Origin of the sequence: Pseudobythopirellula maris, from assembly GCF_007859945.1 — a bacterium.
Lineage (GTDB): Bacteria > Planctomycetota > Planctomycetia > Pirellulales > Lacipirellulaceae > Pseudobythopirellula > Pseudobythopirellula maris.
Window position 1 is genome coordinate 377,220 of the sequence record NZ_SJPQ01000004.1, and the last position, 13,059, is coordinate 390,278.

General features: G+C 65.8%; 14 protein-coding genes. 4 read left to right on the plus strand and 10 right to left on the minus strand.

Annotated elements, in window-relative coordinates; genetic code table 11:
• Positions 1-42: 42 nt before the first annotated feature.
• Positions 43-321 (minus strand): ferredoxin family protein, encoded by a 279-nt coding sequence (locus tag Mal64_RS17690; RefSeq protein WP_146402797.1) that lies wholly within the window; start codon positions 319-321, stop codon positions 43-45.
• 612 nt (positions 322-933) lie between these two features.
• Here Mal64_RS17690 and Mal64_RS17695 point away from each other — a divergent pair.
• Entirely contained in the window at positions 934-1,527 is a 594-nt protein-coding gene (locus tag Mal64_RS17695) for an RNA polymerase sigma factor (RefSeq protein WP_146402799.1), read from the plus strand.
• Between the two features lie 29 nt (positions 1,528-1,556).
• On the opposite strand, the gene Mal64_RS17700 is transcribed toward Mal64_RS17695, so the two are convergent.
• The 6 genes from Mal64_RS17700 to Mal64_RS17725 form a co-directional block, all read right to left on the minus strand.
• Entirely contained in the window at positions 1,557-2,795 is a 1,239-nt protein-coding gene (locus tag Mal64_RS17700; RefSeq protein WP_146402802.1) for a hypothetical protein, read from the minus strand.
• Positions 2,792-3,352, minus strand: coding sequence for a hypothetical protein (locus Mal64_RS17705; protein WP_146402804.1), 561 nt, complete (start codon positions 3,350-3,352; stop codon positions 2,792-2,794). The genes Mal64_RS17700 and Mal64_RS17705 overlap by 4 nt, the downstream gene beginning before the upstream one ends.
• Positions 3,353-3,585: 233 nt before the next feature.
• On the minus strand, positions 3,586-3,831 hold the full coding sequence (locus Mal64_RS17710) for a hypothetical protein (protein WP_146402806.1): 246 nt from the start codon (positions 3,829-3,831) through the stop codon (positions 3,586-3,588).
• Positions 3,832-4,035: 204 nt separating this feature from the next.
• Positions 4,036-4,839: a PrsW family glutamic-type intramembrane protease gene (locus tag Mal64_RS17715; RefSeq protein ID WP_146402808.1), complete on the minus strand. Its 804-nt coding sequence runs from the start codon at positions 4,837-4,839 to the stop codon at positions 4,036-4,038.
• Positions 4,840-4,854: 15 nt separating this feature from the next.
• Positions 4,855-5,331, minus strand: coding sequence for a YbjQ family protein (locus Mal64_RS17720; protein WP_146402810.1), 477 nt, complete (start codon positions 5,329-5,331; stop codon positions 4,855-4,857).
• A 57-nt stretch (positions 5,332-5,388) separates the two neighbouring features.
• The gene (locus Mal64_RS17725; RefSeq protein ID WP_146402812.1) at positions 5,389-5,709 is read right to left on the minus strand and encodes a YbjQ family protein; all 321 of its coding nucleotides are present in this window, start codon (positions 5,707-5,709) and stop codon (positions 5,389-5,391) included.
• A 231-nt stretch (positions 5,710-5,940) separates the two neighbouring features.
• Here Mal64_RS17725 and Mal64_RS17730 point away from each other — a divergent pair, with 231 nt between their 5' ends.
• The 3 genes from Mal64_RS17730 (at position 5,941) to Mal64_RS17740 (ending at position 9,582) form a co-directional block, all read left to right on the plus strand.
• Positions 5,941-7,683, plus strand: coding sequence for a glutamine--tRNA ligase/YqeY domain fusion protein (locus tag Mal64_RS17730; protein ID WP_146402814.1), 1,743 nt, complete (start codon positions 5,941-5,943; stop codon positions 7,681-7,683).
• Positions 7,684-7,929: 246 nt separating this feature from the next.
• Positions 7,930-8,799 (plus strand): hypothetical protein, encoded by an 870-nt coding sequence (locus tag Mal64_RS17735; RefSeq protein WP_146402816.1) that lies wholly within the window; start codon positions 7,930-7,932, stop codon positions 8,797-8,799.
• 201 nt (positions 8,800-9,000) lie between these two features.
• The gene (locus tag Mal64_RS17740) at positions 9,001-9,582 is read left to right on the plus strand and encodes a TetR/AcrR family transcriptional regulator (protein ID WP_146402818.1); all 582 of its coding nucleotides are present in this window, start codon (positions 9,001-9,003) and stop codon (positions 9,580-9,582) included.
• A gap of 37 nt (positions 9,583-9,619) precedes the next feature.
• Here Mal64_RS17740 and Mal64_RS17745 read toward each other — a convergent pair whose 3' ends face one another.
• The 3 genes from Mal64_RS17745 to Mal64_RS17755 form a co-directional block, all read right to left on the minus strand.
• The gene (locus Mal64_RS17745; RefSeq protein WP_197525857.1) at positions 9,620-10,819 is read right to left on the minus strand and encodes a matrixin family metalloprotease; all 1,200 of its coding nucleotides are present in this window, start codon (positions 10,817-10,819) and stop codon (positions 9,620-9,622) included.
• A gap of 243 nt (positions 10,820-11,062) precedes the next feature.
• Positions 11,063-12,157, minus strand: coding sequence for a protein arginine kinase (locus Mal64_RS17750; protein WP_146402820.1), 1,095 nt, complete (start codon positions 12,155-12,157; stop codon positions 11,063-11,065).
• Between the two features lie 146 nt (positions 12,158-12,303).
• Complete coding sequence (locus Mal64_RS17755; protein WP_146402823.1) at positions 12,304-12,819, minus strand: UvrB/UvrC motif-containing protein; 516 nt, start codon at positions 12,817-12,819, stop codon at positions 12,304-12,306.
• Positions 12,820-13,059: the final 240 nt, after the last annotated feature.

The following is a 13,059-nucleotide window of genomic DNA, read 5'->3' on the forward strand; positions in this document are numbered from 1 at the left end:
ACCCGGGGCTATTTGCGTTTTTCGATAGACGCCTTCGCCGGATCAGTTGTCGGCGAGCGGCTCTTTCTTCTCGGTGATCACTTCGCAGTCGGGCGCCTTTTCGGCGTTCATCTCGACATAGCTGGTCCATTCCTCGGGGACATTGTCCTCGTGGAAGATCGCCTCGACGGGGCACTCCGGAACGCACGCCTCGCAGTCGATGCACTCGTCCGGATGGATGTAGAGCATCTTGTCGCCCTCGTAGAAGCACTCTACGGGACAAACGACGACGCAGTCGGTGTACTTGCAGTCGAAACAGGGCTGGCAAACGACGTGAGGCATAGCTCCGTGTTCTCCTATTTATCTTTGAGTCGCGGGATCCGTGGCGTGGCGCCGAGAGGCCCGTCTGGCAACGAAGCAATCCCGCAGCGTCTTCTTCCCACAGCGTTTCTTGGGCTGCCGGCCACGCACGGTTGCGCAGCGGCGTCGTCTCTCCATAACATCGGGCGAATCGTAGCGAACCTGTGCCCCGATTCGTCCGTAACGGCGAGAGAACCACTAGAACCCCGGTGGATTCTCTCTCCGCTTGAATCGTAGGAGCGCGACGGAGTGGGTGTCAAGCTGCCCGCTCAGGGTGATGGGGAAAGAACGGCGGAGTTTGACGCCGGGGGTGCGAAACGACCCCATGCGGAATAACACGCACGACCCCACCCGGCAAAGCGGCTTGGACGCGGCACGAATCGGTTGCCAGCCAGTGCGGGCGAATTTACTATGGATTTACGGGGGACGCCTGCGACGCGAAGGATCCGCTAGGCAGCGTACTCGGCTGGGCTCCGATTCGTTTCGGGTGTTGAGACTGTGTCTCTGCATGGCCCGGTTTGCGCTCCGCTCCCACCTGCTTCGGTCCCACCCGCCTCGGCTTATTGTCGAGGCTGCCTCCCGGGCGATTTTGACGTGCCGCTTTCTGAGATCGATCGCAATCTGCTCGAACGCTGCCTGGCGAGCAAACCGCTGGCGTGGGAGGATTTTGTCGATCGATTCATGGGCTTGGTGACGCACGTGATCAACCACGCTGCCGAGACCCGCTCGATCCGCCTCTCGGCGGCCGACCGCGAAGACTTGGCCGCCGAGGTGTTTCTCGCCTTGTTGCAAGACGACTACGCCGCGCTGCGTCGCTTTCGCGGGCTCAGCTCGTTGGCGACCTACATCACGGTGATCGCCCGCCGGGTGGTGGTGCGGCAGCTGGTCAGCACGATCACCAATCCGGCACACGGCGGCGAACAAGCAACCTCAGTCAGTTCGCTCATCGATCCCAGCCGCCGCAGCTCGCCCACGCACCGGGTCAGCGACATGGATCAGGTCCGTCGCTTGCTCACGCGGCTCGACGGCGTGGAGGCTCAGGCGATGCAGATGTTCCACCTCGAAGGTCGCAGCTACGAGGAGATCGGCCACTCGCTCGGCATGCCCGAGAACAGCGTTGGTCCGATGCTAAGTCGGGCCCGCACGAAGTTGCGTCGCCCCGGCGACGACAACCAGCCGGCTGCCTGAGACGGCTCGCTCGGCCCGGCCAGCCCGGTTTAGCGCATCGGCCCAAGGTCGACCCCGCCCACCGGCAAGCGGCTCGGCATCGCTGCCTTGTCCGCCGTGGAGCCTGCATTTGTCCCCCTCGCCGAGAAGGGCGCCGAGATCGGCGTCGCGGCTGTAGGCTGCCCGTAAGCGGAACTGGGCGCCGTGTAAGGCGATGCGGGGGGCGCCGGGGCGTGCGTCGCGTCATACGCAGGCGCTGTATCGTAGGCAGCGCCAGCGGGCGAGGTCGGAGGACTCCAGGCTGGCTGCGACACGCCGTTGGGCGCCGATTGCCCCGAGCCGTACGACGGCGTGGGGCCCGTTCCGTACGGGGCGGGTTGCGACAACGCGCCCGCCATCGCAGGCGCGGCGCCGGTCGCCAGATCGACGACCGGCACGCCATCGAGCGTGGGCAATCGCCAAAGTTCTTCGCCGCCGGCCAACGGGGCGTTCACGCTGATCGGACCGGTGTTGACCGTGATCGCCATGCTCGCCTGCGGGGCGCGGAGCGTCACCTTTTCGGGCAACGACACCTGGGCGATCGGGTCGTAGCGGAACCGCTCGGCCGACACGCTTGCTACGAGCGTTCCCGAGGCGTCGTACACGTGCTGCTCGGTGACCCAGGCGCGTGCGGCGTCGATCACGTAGAGCCGCTCGACCACGCCCGTGGGGCCGCTCACGCGCGACCGCAACTCCACCAAGCCGTTCTCGCGTGGGTGGGGGCCGTCGTAAACGGCGGCCGGATCGAGCGTGACGAGCCCCAACGCGTCGAGCATCATGCGAGGGTCGATCGGCATGCCGGCTTGACCGCCAACGGCGCCGATCTGGTCATGGCGTGCGGTGTAAACGCCCGGCGGTTCGTTCTGACGGGTCCAAAACCAGAAACGCTCTTCGTTGCTGCCGAGATCGACCTGGGGACCGGTCACGGCGGTCACCGCCCGCAGCCGCATCCGCAAAGGCGGCTGGGCGGCGATGCTGCCCGAGAGCAGCGGAACGCCCATCACGCCGGGGACAGTAAAAGCCGCGCTCGGCGCCTGGTAGCTCCGCACGCGTGAGGCGTTCTGGTTGACCGCGGCGATGATCTCGGCCGCCGTGGCCATGGGGGCGATCACCGTCGGCGCTTGGGGGCCGGTGGCGAACGGGTTGCGCATCCGCTGGTTGCAGGTCGCCCCCGAGCAGCAGAACACCACCACCATAGCCGCCGCGGCGGTGCGTGTCGCGCGACGGCGGCGTTGTGGGGCGCTGATCACGCGGCTCCTCTCATCGGCTTCTGATGCGGGGCGTCGACCGGCTCGCCGGCGCCTAGCAGTTCGTCCAGACGCAACTGGATCTCGGCCACACGCTCGGCGCTCGGCGTTCGCACCAACACGTCGTAAGATTCGCCGCGCCGCGGGCAGCTGACGCGCAGCTTCTCGGCGTCGTCGGCGTCTTCTGTGTCTAGCCGGTCGTCGGTCAGCACGGCAAGCGGCGCAGGCTCAACGCGCAGCACCCGCCGTCGCACGAGCAGCAGGCTGAGCACATAACGGGCGTCGGCCTCGTTGGGATCGTCGGCCCACAGATCGAACAGGCCGAGCAGCGTTTCGCTCGGCGCGCTGCGGGGCCCCTCGGCGGCGCCCGGCACGCGGGCCAGCCACCAGCCGATCGACCCGTCGGGCGGCTCTGTCCAAGCGGCTGCCGAGACGTCGCGACGCACGACCTCAGCGTCTTCACGGACCAGCACGGAGTAAAACGCTTCGCCGGGCGCCAGCTCGCGGTCGGTCGCCTCGCAGCGGCGCGAGGGGCGGCGGATTTCAAAGTCGATTGCCATGGGGGCGGATCGTAGAAAAGCACCCGAATCACCGCAAGAGAAACGGCGCCAGCGAATTCGAGAGAAGGAAACGCGGGGGCCGGACGGGCGCACCGGGAGTCGCCGCGTGCCTCCGACTTCCTCTTGCCGAGGCGTTAGAGAGACAGCTAGCAATCGGGCCCGGCTCCGGGGCAGGGAGGGCAGCGACCCCCTCCGCCTTGCCAGCCACTCCCGATGGCGGCTCGATTCAGAATTCAGCTGGCGGTGAAGAACCGAGAGCTCGTCCCGCCGGCGCCGATCTTCAGCCGGATTGGCTTGGCGCATTTCGGGCAGTTGCCGGCGTACGCGTCCTGCTTGTGGTTGCGGTAGACGCGAGCGTAAATGTCGCAGCAAGTGAAGTGGACGCCGACAAACGGGTTTTGGCCCTCGGCGCCATGCGCAGCGCGGCCCGGCGTGGAGCCGCCGCTAGCAAGGTCGAGTTGCGATCCCGGGGTGTCCATGGCGGCGGCTCTGGGCGACGCGTCAGGGCGGGGCAGGGGAGTGGTCAGCGGATACTTTTAGGACGGATGCCTTCAAGACTCCAAGAGCAGATCGGCCCGCGGGGGCGCCACGCTTCAACGCAGGGGCAGGTTTGCGGATTGTGCGGTCTCGGCACTTATCGTCGCCTGCACCCGTCGGTTCGCGAAGGCCGCTGGCCGCCACACTCAATCGAAACTGAGCCAACCGCCGGCCTCGGCCACGGTGACCCCCACGTTGTAGAGCCCGTGGCCGATCATCGCCATCGCGAAGAACGGCATGCCGTGGGCCAGTTCGGGGCGTCGTCGGGTGCGCATCGTTTGGTCCCAGATGCGGATCAGCCCCACACCGGCGATGAACGAGCAGCCCACATGCAGGGCGGTGCAGACGGTCCACCGCCAGGCGCGGAACGCGTCGTTTCCTTCGGGGACGTAGACGAAGATGTAGATCAGGTTCTCGATGACGGCGAACATCGCACCGCCGGCAAAGGCGCAGAGAACGATCTGCCCCATCGACTTGAACAGGTAGGGCTTCTTCTCGACGACCCACAGGGCGACGGCGAGTTTCGTGATCTCTTCCGTGACGGGCGCCACGAGCGCCACGGCGAGCAAGTTGCTCCAGCTCCCGGCGGCGCCGGTCATGCCGCTGGTCAGGGCGCCGATCACCCCCCACGGCCCGGCGGCGAGCGCCACGAGCAGCGTTGCCCAGCACGACTTGGCGAGTGACGTCTCGGCGATCCGCCGCTCGAGCCAACGCGAGTAGGTGAACTCGTCATTTGTGGGCGCCTCGGCGCCGGCCAGCGCGGGCTCGTCCCACACGGTGTGTTCGACCGCCTCGTCCTCGGGCGCCGACTCGCGCTCACGGCGGATGAGTCGCTCGGCTTTGAGCTCGTCGTTCCCCTGGGCGTTGGGACCCGATCCGAAGCCGAACCGATCGCTCAGGTGTGGCTCGTCGTAGACCGAGTGGACCTCGTCGTGGGTGCGTTTGCCCATCGCGTGTGTCGCCTCTTACTGCGGAGGCAGACGCTTGTAAGCCGTCGCCGAGACGAGCATCGCGACGATGACCGACTTCTGCTTGGGGTTCAGAGCGCCGCCGATGTCGGCCGTGATGTAGCGGAAATTGCACGCGGTGTCGTAGCCGTCGGCGGCCGCCTGTTCGACGACCTTCATCTGCGCCTCGCGTCGGGCGCGCTCGAGAAGCGACTTGTAGCTCTTCAATTCGCCGCCGAAGAACTTGCGGATGCCAGACAAAAAGCTCTTCAGGTAATCGGTGGCGACCACCGCCTCGGCGGCGTACATCCGCGGCGTCACGCTCGTGTCGACGGCGCCGGGGTACGACTTGAGTTGGGTGACCAGGAAACCGGCGTGCGCCTGCTCACGCGATTCGAGCCGCCGCAGGTGGCGGCGCTCCATCGCTGTGCCGAAGATCAGGCCCAGGCTGAGGAAGAAGAGCAAGAAGCCGATGTTGATCAGTAACTCGGTCACGCTGCGTTCCGAAAGTGAGTGATGTGGTCGCGTGCAACTCGCCGCGCGCAGAACGCGTTACTCGGCCTGGAGGACCACCGCGGTGCCGTAAGCGTACAACTCGGCGGCCCCGGATGTGACGGCGCTGGTGGTGAAGCGGACGTTGAGAATCGCGTTGGCCCCCAGCTGCGTGGCCTGGGCCATCATCCGCTCGGTCGCCTGGCGGCGCGACTCGGTGAGCAGCTCGGTGTAGCCCGTCAGCTCACCGCCCACGAGGTTCTTGAACGAGGCGGCGATGTCGCGGCCGGCGTGCTTGGCGCGGACGGTGTTGCCCTGCACGAGGCCCTTGATCTCCACGACCTGCTGGCCGGGGACGGTCTCGGTGTTGGTGACGATCATCGCTTCTTCTTGGCGTGTGAGTTAGCGTTAAAAAAAGGATGCCGGCCGGCCCCGCTTAGCCGGCAATGGCGTGATTGTGGGCCAGCGGATCGGCGCACGCAAGCTTGAAATCGCCGGCATGCGAGTAGGCCGTCTGCGCAGGGGGGCGTGGTTTTGTTAAATTGCCCGGCGACTGCTGAGCGTATCTCCCTGTCCCACCGACGCCTCAATCCCTCCTGCGACACGAACGCCATGACCACGGACGGCGCCCCCAACGACCCCGAAAAGCCCGCCTCGCGCAACTTCATCCAGCAGCAGATCGACGCCGACCTGAAGGCCGGCGGCGGCGTCCGGGTCCACACTCGGTTTCCGCCCGAGCCGAATGGCTACCTGCACATCGGCCACGCCAAATCGATCTGCCTGAACTCCGGCCTGGCGAGCGAGTACGCCGAGCTGGCTCAAGGACGCTTCAACCTCCGGTTCGACGACACGAACCCGGCCAAGGAGGAGCAGGAGTACGTCGACGCGATCATGGACGATGTCCGTTGGCTCGGCGCCGACTGGCAGGACCGGCTGTTCTACACGAGCGACTATTTCGAGACGCTCTACGGTTGGGCTGTCGCGCTCATCGAAGCGGGCCACGCCTACGTTTGCGACCTCACGGCCGAGGAGATGCGCGAGCACCGCGGCACGCTCACCGAGCCGGGCAAAGAGAGCCCCTTCCGCACGCGCACCGCGGCGGAGAGCGCCAAGCTCTTCCAGGAGATGAGAGAGGGCAAGCACCCGGACGGCGCCATGACGCTGCGGGCGAAGATCGACATGGCGTCGCCCAACATCAACCTGCGCGACCCGGTCATGTACCGCATCAAACACGCCCATCACCAGCGCAGCGGCGACGCCTGGTCGATCTATCCCTCTTACGACTGGGCCCACGGGCAGAGCGACGCGATCGAGGGGATCACGTACTCGATCTGCACGCTCGAGTTCAACAACCACCGCCCGCTCTACGACTGGTTCCTCGACCGCTTGGCCGAGCTCGAGCTGCTGCCCAAGGGCCGGCCGCGGCAGATCGAGTTCGCCCGGCTCAACCTCACCTACACGGTGATGAGCAAGCGGAAGCTGTTGCAGCTCGTGCAGGAGAAGCACGTCGCCGGCTGGGACGACCCCCGTATGCCGACGATCCGCGGCCTGCGCCGGCGTGGGTACACGGGCGAGTCGATCCGGGCGTTCTGCGAACGGATCGGCGTGGCCAAGCAGAACAGCATGATCGACTTGGTTTGGCTCGAAGACGCGTTGCGCGAGGAGCTCAACGAGTCGGCGCCGCGGCGGATGGCGGTCCTCAGGCCCCTGAAGGTAACGCTCACCGGCCCCGGCGGCGCAGCCCTTGAAGCCCCCGGCGGGGTGGTCAAGGAATGCAAGCTCGCCAACCATCCGCAGAAACCCGAGTTGGGCGAGCGTACCATCGTGCTCGGCACGGAGCTCTATGTCGAAGCGGACGACTTTATGGAAGACGCCCCCGGCAAGTTCTTCCGCCTCAAACCGGGGGGCGCCGTGCGGCTGCGCGGGGCGGGTGTGGTGGTGTGCGACGAGGTGATCAAAGACGCCACGGGCGCCGTGGTCGAGCTGCGTTGCTCGTTCGACCCCGACACGAACGCCAAGCCCACGGGCAAGAAGGTGAAGGGGACCATCCATTGGGTCCCAGCCGGCACGGCCGTGGACGCCGAGGTGCGGCTCTACGATCACCTTTTCCGGGTGGAGAACCCCGACAAGGCGGAAGAGGGAAAAACCTTCCTCGACCACCTGAACCCCGATTCGCTTGAGACCCTCACCGCCAAAGTTGAGCCCGCACTGGCCGACGCCGAACCGGGCGAGCGGCTGCAGTTCGAGCGGCTCGGCTACTTTTATGTCGACCCCAAGGACTCGGCGCCCGGCGCCCCGGTCTTCAACCGGGCGGTCACGCTGCGTGACACCTGGGGAAAAACTCAGAAGGGGTAGCGCCCGTCCCACGGCAGGCGGGAGTTGCGGTTGGTCGGCTTGGGTAAGGGGGGTCGTTGTTCCGCCCTGTAGGCTTCGGGTTGCGCGGTCCGAGTCGGTCACGCGGCTCGACGCGCTCGGCATCCAGGGCCGCGGCCGAGAAGCGACTGCATTTCGAGCAGCCCAGCGAACGATGGGGACGATAAGTCCACGCGCCCGCCAGATGAGCAGGGCGCCTCCCGTTCCGGTCGTCGCCCGAGGCCACCTATGCGCGTCACGATTCTCAATGCGGCTTTCGCCGTGCTAGTTGCCGGCGCGGCTTCGCTGGCTACTGCCCAAGATTGCTGGGAGCCCAATCGTTGTGAATGCGGCTGGTACGCCGGGGTCGAGTACCTGCTGCTGAAGCCCGACACGCACCGTCAAGGTTTCGACGGATTCTTCTACGAGGGCGCCCCGGGAGCGGCCTTGGCCGAAGGTTCTTACAGCAACGAGTTGCAGGGGGGCCTCCGGTTTGAAGCGGGCCACGTCGATTGCTGCGGTCGCGGCGCACGCGGCCGCTACTTCGCTTACGACAACACACTCGACTACACGGGCGAGTGGGACGGTGGTGTCCCGGTGGCGTTGCTCGGGCCGGTGACAGTGGACATCGACGTGGTCGATCTCGAGCTGACCAAGAGTGTCCGGCGTGGCGACTGGGAGCTGCAAGGCGCCGCCGGAGCCCGGTATGGCAAGTTGCAGATCACGGATCCCAGCGGCATGTTCGCGGGGCTTGCCGCGGCGGTCTTCGGCGGAGCGACCGGGGTCGATTACGAAGGGGTCGGCCCGACGGTCGCCCTCGAACTGGGCCGTCGGCTGGGGGACTCGGGCACGAAGCTCGTCGGCCGCGGCCGCATGGGTCTGCTCTTTGGCGACGCGGTGGTCGACTCGGCCTTTCTCGCGGGCGGTCGGGCGAGGTTTGACGACGAGTTCACCCAGGTCTGGGAGTTCCAACTCGGCGTGGAGACCAAACGGGCTCTCGCCGGTCATCGCGTTGACCTGGGCGCCTACTGGGAGACGCAGTACTGGGACAGCGAGTCGGGCGTGCTCGACGACTTCCGGCTGCACGGCGTGGCGCTCAAAGCGGGCCTGAGCTACTGAGCGTCGGCCGACCAAATGGTGTTCTCCGCAACACTCGCGCGGCTCGCCCCTGAGCCGAATCTGGTCGGCGTCCGCACGCTATTGCGCGCCGATCCGTATTGAACCCGTCGCCGAGTGTGCGACAATGTGGTGAGCGCTGACGGGTGTCACGCTCACGCGACGATCCGCACCGCCTGGCTCTACCCCCTCGCTGACAACACCGTGCAAGGCCGCCCCCGACAATTCGACAAGGACGAGGCGCTCGAAGCGGCGATGCGCGTCTTCTGGGACCGTGGCTTCCACGGCGCCACCTGCGGCGAATTGCTCTCCGAGATGGGCATCAACGCCGGCAGCATGTACGCCGCCTTCGGCGACAAGGAGAGCCTGTTCGCTCAAGCGATGCGGCTCTACGTCGATGAGGTGACGACCAGGACCGGCGACATTCTTTCCAAGCCGGGCAGCCCGCTGCAGAACGTTCGCGACCTGGTGGGCGTGTGGCGGCAGAAGTTCACCGAGCCCGGCAACCGCGGCTGCCTGATCTGCTTGGCGCTGGTCAACGGCGAGGGCGCCGATTGCGAAGCGGTTTGCATCGCCCGCTCGGCCCGCGACTCGCTCACCAAGCGGCTCGAGCAGTGTTTCCGCGAGGCGGGCGAGCAGGGCGAACTGCCCGAGGGGCTCGACCCGTTGGGCGCAGCGTTGTTCTTCGCCAACATGCTGCAGGGCCTTTCCGTGATGGCCCGCAACGGGGCCAAGCCCCGTGATCTGCGCGCGGTGGTCGATACCTCGCTGCGGCTGCTGGACTGAAGCCCCGCAGTCCGATTGGATCCTCCGGCCGCCTGTCTCAGCGGCGCCTGCGCCCCAGCGTCGCAATCGCCGCCCCGGCTATCAGAGCGAGGGTGGTTGGCTCCGGCACGCCGAAGTTCGCCACCCAGGCGTCGTAGTCCGCCATGTCGACAACGCCGAGACTGGACCCCGATTCGTCGCCGTTGCCTTGGAGGGCCGAGTTGTCGCCCCCCAGGTTGTCGCGCCACACCGTGAAGTCGGCGGCGTCGACCACGCCGTTGTTGTTGTAATCGCCCAGCAGCGTCGGTTCGGCGGGCTCAACGACCGACCAGCCAAGGTCCTTCAGCGCGGCGACATCAACGTTCGTCAGCTCGAATCGGTCGACCGACGAGGAGAAGTTGGCGATCGGCTCCATGAGCAAGTCTTGAGGCTGGCCCGACCCCACCGTGCCCAGGTAAACCGGGTCGCCCAGCGGGAAGATATTCGAGTCGTAAGCGCTGTCGAGCCAGTGGGCGTTGTTCGATGCCTGGAGGTTCAAAGAGGCGAGCGTCGCGCCGTTGTCGGCGTTGTAGGCCGCCAATGCGTTGGCGCCGTAATAGGATGACCCCGAGGTCAAACTGTCCCATTCGTGCCAGCTGCCGGCGCTCAGCCCCAGGGCGTGGCCGACTTCGTGCAACGCGATGCTGTAGAAGTCGGTCGAGCCGAACGGGGCGACGGTATCCAAATCGAAGTGCCAGGTGCTACTTGTATCGAACGTGATCGCCCCACCCCACAAGGGGAGGTTCGAGGGGCTGCCCGAGGAGCGGAATCCTCGGTTGAGGTGGGAATCGGGGTCATCAAACACGTTGCTGAAATTGAGCCCCGTGCCGGTGCCACCCGAACCCGCAACGCCCAGCGAACGACCTCCGGCGTAGAGGATCCACTCGTCCTCGCCGATCGACCACGACCCGCGGTACTCATCAGCCGCGTCATTGCTGGCGACGTAGAGGCTATCGCTCGACAGGCTGGCGGCGCTGCTGATCTGGAAATTGCTTCCGGTGGCTGGGTTCGTGAAGCCGATTCGGGCGTCGTCGTTGTCGTCCTGGAAGTTGACCGCCGAGAGTGACGTGGTGATCACACGGCTGAAACGGTCGGCCACCGCCTGCATCGCTTCGCGTTTCTCAGCAGTGTCGAAGAAGCCGTTCGTGTCGTAGCGGTAGTCGACCGAAATATCGATCGCCCGGGCCGTATCGCCAGCGAGGGCCAATAGCAGAGCCATCGCAACAGACGACCGAAGACAACGATGAGTCCAGCACGCCATGGATACGCCTCTTGGATCGGAGTGTGCTGTCACGAAGGACAAGGCCGCCGTCAACCACGAATTGGCCGACGCCAGCAGGGCAGGGGGGCGGGATGAGCCACTGGACTGGGCAGAGAGAGACCGCCCAGGAGCAGCTAAAAGAGTAGCAGAACGCCCGGGGGGCACAAGTTTGAGAGCCCTTTTGTCGGCGCGGCGGCAGTATCAGTTTTGTGTGGCCGGCGGCGGGACTTCGCCCCCCAAGTGGCGGCGCAAGTAGGTCGCCCGCTGGATGTTGCGGTCCGACGAGTCGAGCTCGATCCCGGCGAGTTTCTGCAGGTGGGCCGGCTGAGTGTGAACAAAGAGTTTATTCACGGTGGGGATCTGAACATCACCGATGAGTCCCAGGTTCACTCCCATCCGCACGCTCGAGAGCAGGTGCAGGGTCTCCTCGGAGCTGATCGTCTGTGCGGTGCGCAAAATGCCATACGCCCGGCTCACACGGTCGTGCAGTGTTTCCTGGCTCTCGCGGATGAGGTACTCGCGCGCCTGCCGCTCGTAGGCCAGCAGCACCGGCACGATGTCGGCCACCTTGCCGGTGAGCTCCTGCTCGCTCATGCCGAGCGTGATCTGGTTCGAGATTTGGTAGAAGTCGCCCATCGCCTGCGATCCCTCGCCGTAGAGGCCGCGCACCGCGAGGTTGATCTTCTGCAGGCTGCGGAAGACCTTGTCGATCTGCCGCGTGATCACCAGCGCCGGCAGGTGAAGCATCACGCTCACCCTGAGGCCGGTGCCGGTGTTCGTGGGGCAGGCCGTCAGGTAGCCGAGCTTGTCGCTGAAGGCGTAGTTGACCTGCTGCTCGAAGAGGTCGTCGATCTGGTTGATCTGCTCCCAGGCCGACTCGAGATCGAGGCCCGAGTGCATCACCTGGATGCGCAGGTGGTCCTCTTCGTTGATCATGACACTCGACTGCTCGCCGCCATCGATCAGCACGCCACGGGCGCCCTCGCTCTCGGCGTGCTCGCGGCTGATGAGGTGGCGTTCGACCAGGAACTGGCGGTCGATCTCTTCGAGTTGGTCGACGTCGAGGTAGTGAACCTCGTGCGGCAGCAGGCCGGCGGCGCGAACGGCCTCGATCTTGGCGTGCAAGATCTGCTCGATCTGCGCGCGGTCTTGCTCACTCGCCTTCGAGATGAAAGGGAAATCGGCCAGGTTGCGAGCCAGGCGGATGCGGCTGCTAATGACGATGTCGGACTCGGGGCCCGAGCCCCGCAGCCACTCGCCACAGCTGTTCGCCAACTCGGCGAGGTCGATATCCATAAAAGGCGCCGTTCGTCCGGAGTAGCAGTCACAAAGTAGGGGGATGATCGTGGCAACCAAGCCAAGCCTCAATGGCCCACGCCGTTCTTACCGAAAGAAGGTCATGGCGCCATTCTTGGCGAACACGCCTCCAGGCGGGCAGACCGTCACTGGTCGTTCTTGTTCTCTTCGATCGCGGCGATCTCGTCACGCAGCTTCGAGGCCTGTTCGTAATCCTCGCGGGCGACCGCCTCCTTCATCTCCCGGCGGAGCCTGATCAGCTGGGTCCGCTCGCTCGTGTCATGACCGCCGTGCTTGGGGGCCTTGCCCACGTGACGCGTCTCGCCGTGGATGTTGGCCAGCAGGGGTCCGATCTCGTCGGCGAAGAACGTGTAATCGTGCGGGCAACCGAGGCGGCCCTGCTTGCGGAATTCCAAGTAGTTGATGCCGCACACCGGGCAGACTCTCTCGTCGAGCCGCGCCAGCTCCTCGGCCGTCTCGCCCACGGCGAGCTGCTGGGCCAGCAGGCCCGCCATGGCGGGGAGCACCTCGTCGGCCTCTTCCACCGCCGGGGCGAGGAACGCCTGGGCGCAATCCTCGCACAGATGAACCTCCTTGGGAGTCCCGTCCACCAGGTCGGTGATATGGAACGTGGCCGGCTTGTCGCACTTTTGACACTTCATAAGTAAGCTCGACGCCGGAGCGGACCGCGAAAGAGGGCAGGGGGGTAGAGGACTCTCGTGAGAGCAATTATCTCGTGAGAAGTCGTGGCCGTGGTAAACGGATTGTGGAAAACAGGCGGCAAAACACCGAAAAAAGGGGAACGCAGACTCGCTCCCCGCGTGTCGAGGCTGCCGAGCTACGGGGCTTGCGAACCTTGGGCGTCGCCGTGCAGTCTCGTCCAAGACAACGCGCCGTTGTAG

Bases quoted from the DNA above. Each gene is read 5' to 3' on its own strand.
- Mal64_RS17690 (WP_146402797.1), bottom strand. From the start codon at position 321: ATGCCTCACGTCGTTTGCCAGCCCTGTTTCGACTGCAAGTACACCGAC.
- Mal64_RS17705 (WP_146402804.1), bottom strand. From the start codon at position 3,352: ATGGCAATCGACTTTGAAATCCGCCGCCCCTCGCGCCGCTGCGAGGCG.
- Mal64_RS17710 (WP_146402806.1), bottom strand. From the start codon at position 3,831: ATGGACACCCCGGGATCGCAACTCGACCTTGCTAGCGGCGGCTCCACG.
- Mal64_RS17715 (WP_146402808.1), bottom strand. From the start codon at position 4,839: ATGGGCAAACGCACCCACGACGAGGTCCACTCGGTCTACGACGAGCCA.
- Mal64_RS17725 (WP_146402812.1), bottom strand. From the start codon at position 5,709: ATGATCGTCACCAACACCGAGACCGTCCCCGGCCAGCAGGTCGTGGAG.
- Mal64_RS17730 (WP_146402814.1), top strand. From the start codon at position 5,941: ATGACCACGGACGGCGCCCCCAACGACCCCGAAAAGCCCGCCTCGCGC.
- Mal64_RS17735 (WP_146402816.1), top strand. From the start codon at position 7,930: ATGCGCGTCACGATTCTCAATGCGGCTTTCGCCGTGCTAGTTGCCGGC.
- Mal64_RS17745 (WP_197525857.1), bottom strand. From the start codon at position 10,819: ATGGCTCTGCTATTGGCCCTCGCTGGCGATACGGCCCGGGCGATCGAT.
- Mal64_RS17750 (WP_146402820.1), bottom strand. From the start codon at position 12,157: ATGGATATCGACCTCGCCGAGTTGGCGAACAGCTGTGGCGAGTGGCTG.
- Mal64_RS17755 (WP_146402823.1), bottom strand. From the start codon at position 12,819: ATGAAGTGTCAAAAGTGCGACAAGCCGGCCACGTTCCATATCACCGAC.